Here is a 17,219-nt window from a genome sequence, read left to right on the forward strand (position 1 = left end):
TCTTTATTATTATTGCAGGAAACAACTAAAAAAAAGAGTAATAATATTGTCAGATATTTATTCATAGTTCTGTTTTTGTATTATACTGAAATAGGTTGACCTTTTTTTGATTCATTTTTCGTTAATTAAAAGGTCAAATATTCTAAATTTTGTTTGTTCTTTTTGTAGGAACGGTATTCTAGATTTTGATTAATATGAACAAAAGCTGGAGTCTTTAATTTTAAGCTGAAATGTGTTCTTTTGTTGTTATAAATACTGACAGCTCTTTTGATCATCTTGTTAGCTAAAGTACTATTTTTTATGGTTTGTTTCAGTCCGTACTCGTATTTTAATGTTCTATTGATTCGTTCTGCTACTGCATTTTCGTAAGGATCATATTGTTGGGTCATTGATAGTGTTATGTTGTTTTGTTCAGCAAACTCGGTATATGCAGGGTTACAATATTGAATTCCACGATCCGAATGATGTATTAGTTTTTCATTAGGATATTTACGATTTTTAATGGCCATAGCGAGCGCATCTATGCAAAGCGAATTTATAGCCCATAATCTTCTTAGAATAGGCATCAGTAACCAGTGCCAGGTAACAGTGTTTGTTTTCTGTTTTGATATAAGTAATATCGCTTACCCAAAGCTGTTCAGATCGAGTAGGAGCCTTGTCCTTTACCAGATTGTCATATTTATAAAAATGATGTTTAGAATTGGTTGTTATAAAATATCTTTTAGTCCTTGGAACTAAGAGATTATAAGTCCTTAAGAGTTTATAGAACTTATCTCTTCCCATTTTTATTCCAAGCTTTTCCATTTTAGCTTTAAGGTTATCGTGTAGCTTAATACCACCAGTTCTTTGTCCGACTTCATCTCTATAATCCTTAATCATTTGAATCACGATTTGGTCATTTTTCACTTTGGCTCTATGTGATTTCAAGCGTTTATAGAAAGCTTGTTTACTAATCCCAAAACATTGGATCAACCATTTTCTTTTAAACGGTTTTGTTTCTTTTTTTCGATCTCGTCTGCTAATGTTTTGGGCAATGACTTTTTTGACATATCGACACCTGTTATAAGTTCCATATCAGCAATGATGTCTTGTTGGAAGTCTTTTACGAACTCTAGTTCTTCAATTTTTTCTTTAAGTCTTTTAATTTCGTCTTTCTTGCTCATACCAAGTTTCTTTTGTTCTAAGGTACTGTATTTTTTCAACCAGTAATCAATAGATGATCTAGAGATTTGATATTTTTCTGAAGCATGGTTTACTGATATCTGTCCATTTTGGATCTGATCTATGATTAAAAGTTTTAAATCGAAACCTACTTTTTTGTAGGAAGTTTTTCGGCAGTGTTGTTTTTTGTCTTTCATTAGGTATGTTGCTAAAAGGTTTAATTTTTAGTCAACCTATTTCAGGAAAGTACATTTTCTCAAATGGCTTACAACGGTTTTGTAAAATGTTCCGATGCTGGAACGTTTTAGCTAAGTTAGTTTATTTTATCCAAATTTCAGTGATGCAAGTATTTTCCGAATAGGAAAATCCGAAGCATTGGACTTTTTACTTTGTTGCAAACTGTACTGACACAGCAGAGTGAAGTAGAGCAGTTTTCATTCAGCATTTCATTCCGCGCAACACTCCGCAACACAATTCCGCGAAACTTGCTCAAATCAGTCCCGAAGCTTCGGGAAAAATTAGTCAGAATTAGATTCCACAATCCATTCCGCAGTATCAAGCTCAATTCCGAAATATTAGATTTCTAAAATGGTTTAATCTAACAGAGAATTTTTCGGATTGAAAAATTCCGCTAGCGATTCACCGGATTGGTAAGTTCACAATTTTATATGATTTAAAATATTCAGATAAAACTGGTTCGGAAGTATAGTTTGCAACGGAATTGTATAAGAATAGTAGGGCTGAAAACAGTCGCAAACCATTCGGATTAAACACAAGCCGAATTTTTAAATTTTTCTATTTATCTTTTTTTCTCAAATAGCCAAATTTAAAAATTTGGCGAAGTCGCAAATGTGCCGCTTCCATTGAGTTAAGCACTCATTGCCCTATTATTTTTATACGTTGTTGGCAAATCGGTTATCTCGGATAGATTGGAATTCCATCCTTTAAAATTCCATATTTAATATTCAGATTTCGATTTTTATATTCAAGTACAAGTCTTTTAAATCCATTTTCTGCATTGAAATGTCTCGGCAGTATATTGTCTAATTCTTTAATTCCGTTATCAAAAAATGCTTGAATATCTTCATCAGTTGGATTGGTCAATATTACCTCGACATTTACCTTTTTTTTGCCATCAGTAATTGTCGTGTCAAAAGTGAAAAGTTTTTCTTTTTCGCCTTCTTTTCTTTTTGAAAGAACTTGTCCAAGTTTAGACTTTAATTGGTCATAAGCATCGGCACCCATTCTTTTAAAAAAACCACCGAATATATTACCTAAAACAAATGCACCTCCAATTGTCAAGATTGCAATCGGTTCTAAATTTTTCTTTATTTCGTAAGTCGGTAGATCTTCTGTTCCGAGAAGATTTGAAATAATCTTTAAATCCTTTTGGTCTTCCTCACTTTGATAGTTTCTATCTGCCGTTAAATTAAATTTATCTTCTTCATATTCTCGAACAGGGATTTCTCTATTTCCAACATCTGCCAAATTAGAATAATCTGCATCATAAAGTTCTGCAATTCCATCCAATCCATATTCGCCATCTTCTAATTTAACTAACTCGGCTGAAATTACTCTTCCTTGTGGTGGAATTCTTGGGTCGTGTTCAACACCCATTGGAATAATCTTTTCATTTGTTTGCTCCAGCATTGTTTTTAACGCTTGCAAACTCATTCTTTCGCCGTGTCTATCTAAATGTGTTGTCGTTAATCGAATTTTTAATTTATTAGCCATATTTTTTTATCAACTGTTTGCCAACGGTCTAGTGTATGATTTCGTTGCGTGGTTAAGCACTAAAGTTAGCAAATAAATTCACAGATAGAAAGTCCGCGAGGACTTTCGTAAGTAAGCTCTAACTAGCAATGAATTATACACATTGTTACCCAACGTTTTTATTTTTCAAAACTATTTTGGCTGCCTCAACTGCCTCTTTTTGATAGCTTTTACTGTTGTCCAAAATTTCAATTAATTGTTTTTCGTTTTTGGATTCATATTGCTCTATAAATTTTTCAATTCGAGTTTTTTCTCGTTTTTCTTTTAATTCAATTGCTTGTTTAGAATCTGACTTATTAATGTAAGTAAACATTCTAAATCGGTATTTTGTTTTACCTAAAAATGGCGTGTCGTGTATAAAATCGTGAAGAATATTTGTCAAATAGTATCTATCTCCATTTTTAAATTTCAAATCCCAATATCCAAAGTCAGATACAAGCATTGGAATTCGTGCAGCTCTATCTATTGCATTTTTATAATAAATTCCGAGATGATAGTTCGATTCCGAAACATCATTTATCGTGTATGTTTTAGTTATTCCGTTTTGCGTGATTTCAATCTTTTTTGAGTCAAAGTCCAAAGTAAAAGAGGTGTCTTTATTTTCAAAGTAATAATTGAGATAGATTAACAAAGATGGAATGTTCATAATCAGGATTATGACACTAAAAATTATGAATATTTGTTGGTCAAGAACAAATTCGGTTCCGTTTCTCCATTTCCAATAAAAAGGCAATACGATTATCATAAGAGCTATCATTTTGAGGTTGTCAAAAAGTAGTTCTTTCAGAAGTTTGTTGTTTATTTTGTAATGTTTTTTCAAATGTTGGGTAACGGTCTTGTATATGAAAAGTAGCGGGTTTTTGAGCACTAACTTTTCGGATTATAAATGACCTTTGTTTTATTATTTATCTTTTGTTTAAGCACCAAAACCGCTATTTTTTATATACGTTGTTGTGCCTAGTTAATTTCGACCTCATCTAAATTTATTACAGAAGAATTTATTTTTTCGATTACCTCTGATGTATTTTTATATCCCTCAAATAATTTAATGTAATTTTCATATGTACTGAAATTCAATTTAATTTTTATCAAATTTCTGGTATTTAGATTAATATTGATTATGCTATTAATGAAAGATGTTTTATTGGTGTACTTATTCGAATCATGATTTGTTTTTGATAATATTTCTACTAACTCATATATTGCATCATAAATTACTTTATTTGTTACTTTAGATAAATCTCCATCTAAAGAGTCATCAATTAACTTATACATTAGATATACTATATATTCATCACTAATCTTGTAAAGATTCTCGAATTTATTTGAAAACTCTGAATCAACTGACTCTTGACTTTTACGATACTCAGACATGAAAATTTCCTTAAGTGCATACACGAAAAATAACTGGCTGTAAAATGGGGAGTCAATGTCTCCATTTAATATTTTATGTAAAGGATGTTCTAACTTATTCGTTGCTTGAAAAATTTCTTTATACATCACTTTAGGAGCAGTAAGGGCAATATGTGGTGATTCATAAAATGTAGAATACCATAATGGAATTAAAGATGTATTGTGTATAGTTTTTGCTAATTCTGGACTTGAATTAACAAAAACTTCACCTCTCTTGGTTATATAACCAATGCCTTTGTTTTCAAAAAGTTCCTTAGCATATATATTGAATTTTTTGTTACTGATTTTATCTCTAAAACCAATAGCGCTTTGAGTATTGGTTGCATCGGTAATTAATTCTACTAACTCTGGGTCTTCCGTTTCATATAATCTAATTGTAATATAAATATCTTCTAATATATTAGGGTCTTTAAGATATTCTTGATAGAGAATATAAGTTGTTTGTAATCCGTTTACGATTACTGGATTTTTTGTAGGTAAATTATAGCTTCCAAGTTGAGGGTTATATGGCAAAGTGAACTCATTACATATAATTGTTATACCATTATTTAGAAATGGAAAGTATACATTTTTATTACTATTAATGGTTTCTGAAATCTTTTCATTGGTTAAATTTTTCTTACCAAGGAAACCTCTTATGTTTTCTGCAAAAATCTTTTCAAATGTTTGATTAACTTTCTTTTCTAAATCAAGTAATTCACAAAGTTGTTTAGCAGGAATTCTAAAAATAGCTGCCTTTACCTGATAAATAGAGAAACTAATTAATCCTTGATTGTCTTTTTTAGATGTAATATTTGAATTTTCTGGTTTAAAAGTGAAATCAATTTGTTTTCTTTTATTTAGAGAGGAAACTAATAATTTAATTTTTTTATATAAATCATTTGAATCCCAAATTTCAAATTCATCTTCGATGTGAAAATTCTTGGTAAGAATATTATTTGAATTAAAATCTTTATTTAATTGTTCTCCATTATAAACAAAATATTGCTTACAATCAATCATTTTACCTGATGTTACAATATGTCTAAATTTATTTATCGAATTCGTTAAACCACTAATGTGAAGTTTATTTGATTTATTTCCTTCAAAAAATATCTCTTTAAAATCATTTCGGAATTTATCAATTTGATTCTGTTTGAGTTTTTTAGAATTTTTACATTGAAAAATATGCATTGTAAAATTACCGTAATCTTCACTAAAAAATATTCCATCTATACCTCCATCTTCACTTCCTTTAATTATGATGTTATCAAAAACTTCATCGAAGCTTCTATCTAAAATTGCTGAAATTGAAAATACCTCGAACGCGTCGTCTAGATTAATTCCAAATTTTTTTGATATTTTATCTAAATAGCTATCGATAAATAGTTTACAATTCATTTTTTCTTTTTTTTAATTAGGCACAACGGTTTTGTAAAGCTTTCCGATGCGGTTTTCGTTCACTAAGTTAATTTAAATTTCCCGAATAGGAGTGATGTTTGTTTTTTCGGAATAGTAACTCAACTAAGCATTGGAAGGTTTACTTTGTTGTGCAACGTTGCTTACTAATAACATTCACATCTTTCGGCTCCTATGCAATATACTCCGCAAGATTTAGAATTTAGATTTCCTTGTTCTTCAACAGTGACTAGAAATTGAGTTTTCGCAAATGATGAAATATCAATTACACTCATATTCTCATGATTTGTTTTCATTAAATTAAATTCAAAACTTCTATTTGTTTTTCTATATGATCCGCCTATTTCGAAGCAATAGTCAATCCAGAATTTATTTATTTGTGTTATCAATAATGCTTCTTCCATTGTGTCAATTCCGTCCAAAAACAATAACAATTTTTCAGTATCTCGAATTTCAAACACTTTGTCATCTTTCACAGCTATAATATAATATGAATTATTTGAATGATGTCCACGTACTATAAAGCCCTCTAGAGTAAAACTCAAATCAATCAATTTCCTTTTAGTCAGGTCACCACTTTCGTTTAGTATATTAACTTTTTCATGTCCACCATCATCCGCTTTCAATAAAGCCCAATAATCATATTTTTTATCAGGATTTAAATTTCTGCCGATATTTTCAATTACATCTATTGACCAATCAAAATCGATTGGTATAAATTCAGTTTCTTTTTCACAAGATGTAAATCCAAATACGATAATTAAGAATCCAGCAAGTCCTAAAGTCTTTCTCAATGTTTTTTTCAATGTTGCACAACGGTTTTGTAAAATGTTCCGATGCTGGAACACTTTTGCTAAGTTAGTTTATTTATCTCAAATTTCGGTGATGCGAGAATTTTCCGAATAGGAAAATCCGAAGCATTGGACATTTTACTTTGTTACTTATTGTGGCGACACAGCAGAGTGGAAGAGAAGCAATTTTCATTCAGTATTTCATTCCGCGTAACACTCCGCAAAACAATTCCGCAAAAGTTGCTCAAATCAGTTTAAAATTCCGTTTGAGTGAATTCCGCAATCCATTCCGCAGTATCAAGCTCAATTCTGAAATTTTAGATTGTTCAATTGCTTTCATAAACTTAGAATTTTTCGGATGGAAAAATTCCGCTAGTTAATCACCAGATTGGTCAGAAACAAAGTATGGTTTTCAATTAATTATATTCGGCTTGAGTCAGTTCGGAGCCATTATAAGTAACGGTCTTGTGTATGAAACGTAGCGTATAAATAAACGCTAACTTTTCGGATTAAACACGAGCCGAATTTTTAATTTTTATGTTTACTTTTTCTTTTCTAAATATAACCAAATTAAAAATTTGGCGGACTTTGTAAATATACAAAAACCTCTCGGAAAGCCTGTAATAGCTATGTTTTATACACGTTGTTGCCAGCAGTTTTTATTTTTTCGGTAAATACAATTTCATACTCTCAATTTCTAGCTCGTCCAAATGTCCCATTTTACTTTCGTCTTTAGTTATTAAGTGTAAATGAATATTTGAGTCGTGATGCGTAAAAACTCCCTTGTGTTCTGTAGAGAAAAATCCAATTATCGTTGCTTCTTCAGCTTTCAGTTCGTAATTAGTTTGTCCTTGATGAGCTTCTTTTGGTGATGAAACTTTTGTTCCTTGTGGTAAATTTTGAATATGAATAACTCCTTTTGAAATTTTCCCTATTAATTTGAAGGCAAAAGGTCTTTTAAATTCAGTCGTCTTTTCATCTACTAATCTTTCAAGGTCTTTAATTGACTTAATATTTGAGGCTAATTCTATTTCGTTCCATTCAGTTACGTTAGCATAAACTAAAAAAGGTGCTGAGACATCAAATGTTTTTTCAACTGTCATAGTTGAATCAGATGTGACTTTTGAAACATAACTTTGTCCATTATTGATAAGTAATTCTCCAGTTAGATAACTTTCTGGTCCAAGTCCATAAAGCCCTTTTTTATTAGTAATAGTATCAAGTTTAATAGTTCCACTTAATTCTCCTTTCCACATAACATTTTTCATTGCACCTACAATATTAATGTCTGGATAGGTTTCATTCGAATTGTTTTTCTTTTGGTCAGAATTGCAACCAAATATTCCTATTGTTAGAATTCCAACTATTACTTTTTTTATCATACATTTCGGTTTCTCAAATTGCTGGCAACGGTCTTGTATAAGAATAGTGGCGGTTTTAAGACCACAGACTTTTCAGTTTAGATCAAAGTTTATTGTTGTTATTTTCTTTTGTTTCAGCAGAGTTTCCGCCATTATTTTTATACGTTGTTGCCACACGTTTTTATTCCTGAATCTTTAATTCATTTGGTAGTTTTATAACTTCTCCATTTTCTTCAATAAATAAAATTTGCACTTTCTGTTTATGTATTATCTCAACGAATCCACCACAAATATCCTCAATTATTGTTTTATAAATATCGTCATCTAAAATATTGTCCGCAAATTTTCCGTTGACGATATTTTGAGAATCACTTATATCGATATATTTTTCCTTTTCAACGTTTTCAATAAGTTCTGTTTTGCATTCTCCGATTGTGGTTCCGCAAGTCATATCAGATTGATATATTATATTAAATACTTTTTCAATTTTAATAATCAGGTATGGCCATTCCTTTACTTTTGAACTTTTATGATTTGCCAATTCTTTATTCCAGAATGCGTCATAATTTTAAATCAGATTTACAGAATTATCCAAATAATTAAAAATTACAAACCAATACGAATCGTGAAGAGTTGCAAATTCAAGAAATTTATTCAGATTAGTTTCCATTCCGTTCTATTTCAACTACTATACTACTTAAAAATAACCTATTATGGATGCCTAATTTTATCTAAAAGCGTAACAATATCATATTAAAACAAAAAAAAGCCCATCCTCTTGGATAAGCTCTCATTAGTCTAATTTCTGTACCGTTCTAAACCACATTCTCTTTCGCTAAAGCTATGGAGAAAATATTTTAGTTGCGGTCTGGTTAGCTAAATTCCTATTAAGAAGTATTAGCTAAAATTGGTTTCGGTGTTTATTACCCCATTAATATATTCAGATAATTCTTTATTCTTTAAGCAGTTGTTCTATAGCAGATAATCTTTGTTCTAGAACATCATTACGTTCTTTTTGAGCTCGTAGTTTATCTTCCGCTATGTCTAATTTATCATTCAATTCTTGAACTGCTTTTACAAGTGGAACGACAAAAGTACTATAGCTAAGTTTATAATGATGCTTACTTGGATCATTAGGTGCCTTCACCGCATCAAAATTATAACTTAACTCTTTAGCAGCTAGTTCAACCTCTTGAGCAATAAATCCTGTTTCTGTTTTCTGCAGCAACCGTCTTTGTTCTGGAAGTAATGGTTCTGCACCAACAAATTCGCCTACTTTATCACGGTCTACTTTATAAGTAACCGGACGCAATTTGTCAATAAATTGTAATCCTGGTACATTTTCTTGAACGTCATATTTAAACCTACCGTCCGATAAATTAGACCAATTGTCATAACCTCCTATGGATGCAGGAGCTACATTACCAATTACTATTTCATCCGCAGCACCTCCAACTGCATTATAACCAATTACGACTGATCTGTCTGCAAAAATTTTGGATCTGGAACCCAACGCAATCGTATAATCATATGCACTATTAGTGAGAAAGTCTCCAATACCTATAGAATAAAACCCTAGTGCTTTACTATTGGCGCCCAAGGCTATCGATCTCTCTCCTGCCTGAGCTAAAAAACCCAATGTAATCGCATATTCTCCATCTAGCACCGAACCATAACCTATACCGGTAGTTCGGTAAGGGTTGTCGTAAATAAAGGAAGGGTCTGAACCAACCCACGTATTGTCTCCTGCAGTATTGGCAACAGAATATCTTCCATAATCATTACCCAATACTACATTGCCATAAGTAAATCCAGATGCATTAGGCAGTACATTATGTCCGACTATTACATTTCTATAACCATTATTAAAGGTGGACAAAGAGTTATGTCCAATTGAAATATTATCTTCCTCTGTACCAATTGCTTGCATTGAATTGTTACCTATAGCAATATTAGTATCACCTGTAGTAACACCTCTTAAGGCGTTACTACCAATAGCCAAATTATCTGTCCCTCCACCCACACTGTCGTGGTTCTCTCCTGCCTCCAAACCTATAAACATAGATTGTCCGTCACTCTGAAGTTCAAACTGTCCTTTTTCAGTAAAACGACTGACCAATTTATTATTTACTCTAAAATCAACTTCAGACTCATCAGTTGTACCTAAAAAATCAGTGCCGCTTACCGTATCGGAATTACCATTCGTTTTCCAGTCATCTCCTTGCATTTGAATCCAATCCGTGCGATCATTATCCCAATAGTAAAAACCTTTATTGTAATTTTTTGAAGTAGCATCAATCGTAACTCCTGTTAAATCTGTTGTTAAAAAAACAATCATACTGTGCTGATCACTTGCTGGATTTGTAATAGGAAACGCATCCATTCTAGGGATAAGTAAACCATCTTGAGCATTCGGAGAACTCACATTAGAACTGGCAATATCTAATATTGATTTCGGATCTGTAGTATTGATCCCGACTTGACCATAGCCTTGCAGAAATACCAATCCCATTAAAAATAAAATGTAAAGTTTTTTCATAAGTGATAAATTTAGGGAAACCAAAGGTATTGATTATATCAATGTCTTTAATTTAGATTAATACTACTTTTCGACAAAAATAACAAAACATCGTCAAAATGATGTTTTTATTCGATTAAGTACATTATAAATAATATAAATCCGTTCTTCCAATCAAAACTGTCAGAAAAAGTTTTTTCCGTTAACCATTTATGATATAATTTTTCATTTGTTTCTTTCTCGTTCATTTTTTTTTCAAATTTATGGCAACGGTTTCGTTTATGATTGGTTACGGAAAAGGACGCGAGTCATTTTCCGATTAGGACTAAGTTAATTAATTGTTAGGAATTTCCGAGTAGGAAATTCGTAGTAATTAATTATACACGTTGTTGCCATACGTTACTTTTTCAATCCGTTAATTATTGTTTTTTTAATTTCTTTATAATGATAAGTGACAAAATATGCTCGACTTGTAACTATATAAATATTACTTTTTTCTCTCCACCACATAATTCCGCCTTTATTTACACAATCTTGCATTCGAGAAGGGCTTAAACTATCCAAAATATCAATAAATTCAGATGCGCATTTTTCATTCTTAAATTCCCATTCTTTAAATTCAATCTGCCATTTCCCTTTCCATTTAGAAGTAAACAATTCAGAAGATTTGACTTTTTTAATACAATCAAAATTCAGTTCATTTAGTTTCTCTAACTGCTCAAGTTCAGCACATTTTTCAAACTGATTAATGAGTTTTTTATTCGGCTTAGTTCCTTTTATATAAGATTCAGAAGTCGGTTTAAATTCAAGTTCTTTATTTAGAGAATCTATTGCATTCGCAAAATTATCTTGAGAGAAACAAGTCAAGAAATTTCCGATGAAAATTAATGTTAGCAATAAGTTTCTCATAATGTGTGGCAACGGTTTTGTAAAATGTTCCGATGCTGGAACACTTTCGCTAAGTTACTTGATTTATCTCAATTTTCAGTAGTGCAAGTATTTTCCGAATAGGAAAATCTGAAGCATTGGACATTTTACTTTGTTGCAAACTGTACTGACACAGCAGAGTGGAAGTAGAGCAGTTTTCATTCAGCATTTTATTCCGCGCAACACTCCGCAACACAATTCCGCGAAACTTGCTCAAATCAGTTTTAAATTCCGTTTGAGTGAATTCCACAATCCATTCCGCAGTCTCAAGCTCAATTCCGAAATATTAGATTTCTAAAATGGTTTAATCTAACAGAGAATTTTTCGGATTGAAAAATTCCGCTAGCGATTCACCGGATTGGTAAGTTCACAATTTTAGATGATTTAAAATATTCAGATAAAACTGGTTCGGAAGTATAGTTTGCAACGTTGTTGTGTATGGTTAGTTGCGTGTTTTAAGCACTAAAGTTAGCAAATAAATTACAGATAGAAAGTCCGCGAGGACTTTCGTAAGTAGGCTATAACCAGCAATTAATTATACACGGTGTTGGCAACTGGCTTTTAGTTCAATTGTTCACAATATTTTTTATTCACAACTCTATCTCTCATTTTAGCTTTATCATTAAAATTCCGAGAAATATTCCTTATTATATCACTGTAATTATCTACTTCATTACCTTTTTGATGATAAAATAATTTAATAGACGAACAGTTGTCGTGTTCAAACATTGTATTTAAAAGTGTTCTGTCCGAAACTCCACAAGAATGTCCTAAAATAAATATTTGAAAATTACCACTATTAATAAATTCCAATAGTTGTTTGTAATTATCAGATTCCAAATAATTAATTGATTTGATATTTTCTAAATATCTATTATCGTTAAGTTCTTCTATTGAATTATAATCTTTATCAATTTCGTCTCCAAATCCGAAAATGATTGGGTTTTTATCAAGTCTTTCTGTAGTTCCGTGAATGTGATTAAATTTAGCTGTTGTGTATTTTTCTTCTAATGGATTGTAAAATTTTTTTGGTTCTTGGTAGAGTAATTCTGTAAATGTATAATTGAAATTTAAGAAAAGAGTTTCGTCAGGAATTAAATCAAAGTAGTTAATAGCTGATTCAGATAAAAGCATTTTTTTTATCTCATTTTGATGGTCTCTTTTCCCAAGTCTTTTAATTATATTTCTTTGATATTCGCTAATCTTATCAATTGAAATATGATTTGCTTGGACAGAAGTAATGTTTTGTTTTAACGCATTATATTCAATTTCAGCTCTAAGATTTACAGCATTTTCGGAAAAATCTTTTAATTTGTAAGGTGAATATATCTTGTTTCCAATTGTAGATTTTATTCTTAACACTTTTGCGTCAATATTGTCATCGAATTCTTTTTCTATACGAGTCAAATATTGTTGTAGTAATTCCTTAACACGTTTAAAATCTATATTCAATTCAGAAATATCGTAGTTTTTAGAACTATTTGTGTTTTGATAGGATTGTTTTAATAATGAGTAATATTCATTTTCTACATCTACCCAATTATTTAAATATGATTTATTTGTAATTTCCTTTAAAAAGCGATTTTTGAATTCAAGTTTCGCATTTCTGTAATTTTTAATTCCGTTTTCTAAATCTTGAAACGTATTTCCTGTAATAAATTTTGATGGCGAAACATTTATTTTAATCTCATCATTTTCAAATGGTCGACCAAGTGCAGTTTCTTGAATTGCTTTAACAGTATTGCTCCAATAGTCAGTAAGGAAATTATTATAACTCGTTTTCATTCCGTGAGCTAAATCAAATCCATTTCCTATTAATATTATTCTATTCATTAAATGTTTTCGTGAGTTTTTTTAGCTTGTTGCCAACGGTTTTGCATATACTTCCGTTGCTGGGAGTTTTTGCATTTGTTTTTTAAAGATAACTAAATTTGGTTCATGCGAGTATTTTCCGATAAGGAAAATCCGAAGCAATGGAGTGTATGCTTAGTTGCTTACTTTGGCGACACAGCAGAGTGGAAGAGAAGCAGTCTAATTCCGTATTTCATTCCGCGTAACACTACGCAACACAATTCATGAGAAATGGCTTAAATCGGCTTAAATTCAGTCAGATTAAGATTCCGCAATCCATTCAGAAGCGTCAAGCTCAATTCCGAAATATTAGATTAATAATTCGCTTTCATGAAACTGAGAATTTTTCAGATGGAAAAATTCCGCTAGCGATTCATCAGATTGGTCAGAAACAAAATATGATTTTCATTTAGATGTATTCGGCTTGAGTCAATTCGGAGCCATTGTAAGCAACGGTTTTGCATATACTTCCGTTGCTGGGAGTTTTTGCATTTGTTTTTAAAGATAACCAAATTTGGTTCATGCGAGTATTTTCCGATAAGGAAAATCCGAAGCAATGGAGTGTATGCATAGTTGCTTACTTTGGCGACACAGCAGAGTAGTAGAGAAGTAGTTTTCATTCCGCATTTCATTCCGCGTAATACTCCGCAACACAATTCAGAAGAAATGACTTACATCGACTTGAATTCGGTCAGAGAATGATTCCGCAATCCATTCAGCAGCATCAAGCTCAATTCCGAAATATTAGATTTATAAATTCCGTGAGCGATTCACCAGATTGGTCAGAAACAAAACATGATTTTCATTTAGATTTATTCGGCTTGAGTCAGTTCGGAGCCATTGTAAGCAACTCGTTATAGTAACACTTTTATTGTTGATATACCGGGTGGGTGTCAGGATAAGAGTGCTTTATTATTGTTGTTATCCTGTAAAGATACATTATTTAACATCGTGTCCAAAGGACTCTGGATGTCTCTTAATTGCTTCTGGGTTACGTGTGTGTATATCATCGTGGTCTCTGGCCTGCTGTGACCCAAAAGCTCTTGTATATACCTAATGTCGGTGCCTTGCTCTAATAAATGAGTAGCAAAACTATGTCTTAAAGAGTGTGGAGTAATGGTCTTTTCTATCTTTGCCAACTTACAACTCTTCTTTAAAAAAGCACGAACCGAATTCGGACTGTATTTGCCTCCCTTTGGGTTTTCTATAAAATAGTGCTTAGGATCATAAGTGGCATAGTAGTTCTTTAACAACGGATGCAAACTCTTTGCAATACTGGCATACCTGTCTTTCCTTCCTTTAGCATTTTTTATACGTAACTGATTTCTTTCAAAATCAAAATCTTTTAACTCCAAATTAATAAGCTCTCCAATGCGAAGTCCAGATCCATACATCATAGCAATGACCGCTCTGTGCTTCAAATTCTTGGTCACTTGTATTAAATGCAATACTTCTTCTACACTTAACACAATAGGCAACTTCTTATCTTTTCGAGGCATAAAAATAGCCTCCACATTAATAGAACAGGCTGGATAAAAATAGGCAAAGTGTTTTAAGCCACTCACCAACTGCCTATGCGTGCTTACTGCATAATTTAAAGTGCCAACAATCCACTCCAAAAAGAGCCTAACATCATTTTCGTCTAAGTCTTCAACAGGTTTGTCTTTTGTAAATCTCAAAAAATCAAATACAAAGTCCCCATAGGTTTTTACAGTGCTTTTGCTAAATCGTTTTCCTTTTAAAAAATCAACAAAATGATTAAACACTTCTTGCTTTTCTTTGTTTAAAGGGGTAAACAAGGCTTGCTTTTGTTTTGTTGTTACGGGCGGCTTTCTTCTTGTACTTGTCTTATTTAATAATTTAAAAGAATTCTCTTTTAAAAAATCTTTTAATTTTTCTAAAAGTGCCGCATCATCATAAATATAAAAACAACGATGGGTTTTGGTCCATCGTATCTCTGGAAAACGTTTTAAGGTTTGCTTTGCCTCAAAATGATATTTGAAGTGAATGCCAATGCACTTTTTGTTGCGATGGGTAAAAGGGGTTAACGTAATTGAAATCATATAGATAAAGATAGTTTCTGAAATGTTAAAAATGGACAAGAGATGGCTGTTGTACTGCGAATTCATGAATTTGCAGTAATATTTCCGAAGAAATAAAGCCTGTCCAAAAGACAGGCCTCATTCGTTAGTAGTGGCTAATTATAAATAGGGTTGGTTTTCTAAAATAAAAAGATGCGATAGCTAACATTTACTTGCAGCGATTGAGACGTCAAACTTCCGGTAGACATAAATCCATCTGGATTATCTTCTCCCGTAAGTTTCTCTAGGGAGAACCCATAGGCAGCCGATAAGAAAAAGTTACCATAACGTACGCCTAATTCAGGTAATAACCCAAAACCACTCGACTTGTAGTCTGGAAATATTTCTGTTTCCACATTGTTGGTGAGGTTTAAAGGAACATCTCCTAACTCTACTTGTTGAATAAGATATCCAAGTCCTAATTTTCCGTAAGGCTGTATTCCCGAACCTGCTGGAGAATAACTAAGATTCAATAGAATATGGGTGTTGGTAACGGCTCCCGCTTCTAAATAGCCAGGAATGGTTTGCGAATCTACAACAGCATTTCTAATGAAATCTGCTTTTCCATAGGTACCGTTGTAACCAATTCCTATGGCAATGCTTTCGGTAATGTTATAGTCAATTCCTAAGAAGTAACTCACCCCGGCGCCAACATTAGGATCGTACACAGCGTTTGTGTAGCTAACACCTTCGTCGCTTAACAAGGCCTGAAAATAGCCAACACCGAGTTTAAGACTTACTTTTTTGTCATTGGTTCCTTCTAAAAAGGCATTCGCTGATTGCGCCATCATAGAGGTTTGAAAAAGAGAGGTTACGATTAGGCAAATAATAATGTTTTGAATAGGTTTCATAATCTGAAATTTTAAGTTGTTGATATTTGTTTTAGTTTTCTAACACCATCTTGCTTTATAAAATTTCCGCCCAAAAAAGGACCGCATAGTTATAAAGCTAGATTAGATTTATTTTTTGATGAATCGGAGGGTTTGTCCGTTTTGCAGTTGTATGAAATAGTGTCCTGTTGTGAGTTCCTGAACAGGAATAGCACTATTGTTAGCAACGCTTCCTTGTTGTACCAATGCTCCCGTAATGGTATATAGTGCATAGTTTGTTGTGATATCTAATCCTGAGATGTTGATGTATTCTTGGGCTGGGTTTGGATACAAGGTTAGTGCAGGCCTTACAGTATGATCATTAATATTCAGTAAAGGACAAAATTCACTTGCTACATAATCTGTTTCGGGATCCATGTTGAGCATGACCGCATCAAAATCATTATTACTTAAATCGTCTACTTCTGTACCTTCAATTTCGTTAAAGGTATAGTAGGCATATAGGTTAGGTTCGTTGCCCACCAGACAGCTATTTAGATTTGCTAAAATTTCAGCATCACTTCTAACAAGATCCCATAGTTTTACTTCGTCAATGGCTCCATTAAACGTAGTATCTCCAGCATTAAAACCAATACCTGCACCCGTGCCACTTAAGGGTAAGTTAAGGTCTGGTTTTGTTGCCACTAGAACACCGTTAATATATAATTTTGCAATCTGTGTATCTGTGCTATAAGAGGCGGCAACATGCACCCATTGGTTGGTAGGTATTTCAACGGTAGCTGTTATAAAACCGCCTACAGCAACGATAGCGATGCTGTTTTCATAAATCCCAATCCAAGGATTATCATTTTCAAATTCAAGTAGTGTGGTGTAGGAGTCTTCTTGACCTCTCCAATTGATCCAAGCCTCAAAGGTGAAGTTTGCTGGACAGGTCATGTCTACTATAGACACAGATTGGTTCCCTTCGGCAGGATTAAAGTCTAAAGCAGTTTGTGCAAATAAAAAGTTGCTTACTAATAAAAGTACTGTAAAAAGTGTAATCGTTTTCATAATAGTTTTGTTTACATGTTTAATAAAAAGCCTATTGCTTTTTGTATGAAACAAAACTACGTACC

At 32.3% G+C, this 17,219-nt stretch carries 15 protein-coding genes; all 15 read right to left on the reverse strand.

The window, feature by feature from the left end; genetic code table 11:
- Positions 1–125: 125 nt before the first annotated feature.
- The 15 genes from ACY2RS_RS14850 to ACY2RS_RS14920 all read right to left on the reverse strand — a co-directional run bounded on the left by ACY2RS_RS14850 (position 126) and on the right by ACY2RS_RS14920 (position 17,154).
- A complete protein-coding gene (locus ACY2RS_RS14850) occupies positions 126–509 on the reverse strand; it encodes a transposase (protein ID WP_490099453.1) in 384 nt (127 codons plus the stop codon).
- Positions 499–927, reverse strand: coding sequence for a hypothetical protein (locus ACY2RS_RS14855; protein ID WP_490099454.1), 429 nt, complete (start codon positions 925–927; stop codon positions 499–501). Before ACY2RS_RS14855 ends, ACY2RS_RS14850 begins: the two co-directional genes overlap by 11 nt.
- A gap of 41 nt (positions 928–968) precedes the next feature.
- Entirely contained in the window at positions 969–1,358 is a 390-nt protein-coding gene (locus tag ACY2RS_RS14860) for a helix-turn-helix domain-containing protein (protein ID WP_490099455.1), read from the reverse strand.
- A gap of 718 nt (positions 1,359–2,076) precedes the next feature.
- Complete coding sequence (locus ACY2RS_RS14865) at positions 2,077–2,895, reverse strand: hypothetical protein (protein ID WP_490099456.1); 819 nt, start codon at positions 2,893–2,895, stop codon at positions 2,077–2,079.
- A 145-nt stretch (positions 2,896–3,040) separates the two neighbouring features.
- A complete protein-coding gene (locus ACY2RS_RS14870; protein WP_490099457.1) occupies positions 3,041–3,754 on the reverse strand; it encodes a PH domain-containing protein in 714 nt (237 codons plus the stop codon).
- A gap of 137 nt (positions 3,755–3,891) precedes the next feature.
- Positions 3,892–5,727: an AIPR family protein gene (locus ACY2RS_RS14875; protein ID WP_490099458.1), complete on the reverse strand. Its 1,836-nt coding sequence runs from the start codon at positions 5,725–5,727 to the stop codon at positions 3,892–3,894.
- Positions 5,728–5,891: 164 nt separating this feature from the next.
- Positions 5,892–6,539: a hypothetical protein gene (locus ACY2RS_RS14880; RefSeq protein WP_490099459.1), complete on the reverse strand. Its 648-nt coding sequence runs from the start codon at positions 6,537–6,539 to the stop codon at positions 5,892–5,894.
- 656 nt (positions 6,540–7,195) lie between these two features.
- On the reverse strand, positions 7,196–7,918 hold the full coding sequence (locus ACY2RS_RS14885) for an acetolactate decarboxylase (protein ID WP_490099460.1): 723 nt from the start codon (positions 7,916–7,918) through the stop codon (positions 7,196–7,198).
- A 160-nt stretch (positions 7,919–8,078) separates the two neighbouring features.
- Positions 8,079–8,438, reverse strand: a complete 360-nt coding sequence (locus tag ACY2RS_RS14890; protein WP_490099461.1) for a hypothetical protein — start codon at positions 8,436–8,438, stop codon at positions 8,079–8,081.
- A 411-nt stretch (positions 8,439–8,849) separates the two neighbouring features.
- A complete protein-coding gene (locus ACY2RS_RS14895) occupies positions 8,850–10,436 on the reverse strand; it encodes a phage tail-like protein (RefSeq protein WP_490099462.1) in 1,587 nt (528 codons plus the stop codon).
- Positions 10,437–10,814: 378 nt separating this feature from the next.
- Positions 10,815–11,324, reverse strand: coding sequence for a hypothetical protein (locus ACY2RS_RS14900; RefSeq protein ID WP_490099463.1), 510 nt, complete (start codon positions 11,322–11,324; stop codon positions 10,815–10,817).
- 579 nt (positions 11,325–11,903) lie between these two features.
- Positions 11,904–13,175: an AbiH family protein gene (locus ACY2RS_RS14905; RefSeq protein WP_490099464.1), complete on the reverse strand. Its 1,272-nt coding sequence runs from the start codon at positions 13,173–13,175 to the stop codon at positions 11,904–11,906.
- A gap of 911 nt (positions 13,176–14,086) precedes the next feature.
- Positions 14,087–15,256, reverse strand: coding sequence for a site-specific tyrosine recombinase/integron integrase (xerA, locus tag ACY2RS_RS14910; protein WP_490099465.1), 1,170 nt, complete (start codon positions 15,254–15,256; stop codon positions 14,087–14,089).
- Positions 15,257–15,414: 158 nt separating this feature from the next.
- Positions 15,415–16,125, reverse strand: a complete 711-nt coding sequence (locus ACY2RS_RS14915; RefSeq protein WP_490099466.1) for a hypothetical protein — start codon at positions 16,123–16,125, stop codon at positions 15,415–15,417.
- A gap of 108 nt (positions 16,126–16,233) precedes the next feature.
- Complete coding sequence (locus ACY2RS_RS14920; protein WP_490099467.1) at positions 16,234–17,154, reverse strand: LamG-like jellyroll fold domain-containing protein; 921 nt, start codon at positions 17,152–17,154, stop codon at positions 16,234–16,236.
- Positions 17,155–17,219: the final 65 nt, after the last annotated feature.

The organism is Patiriisocius sp. 208BN25-11, from assembly GCF_058147145.1.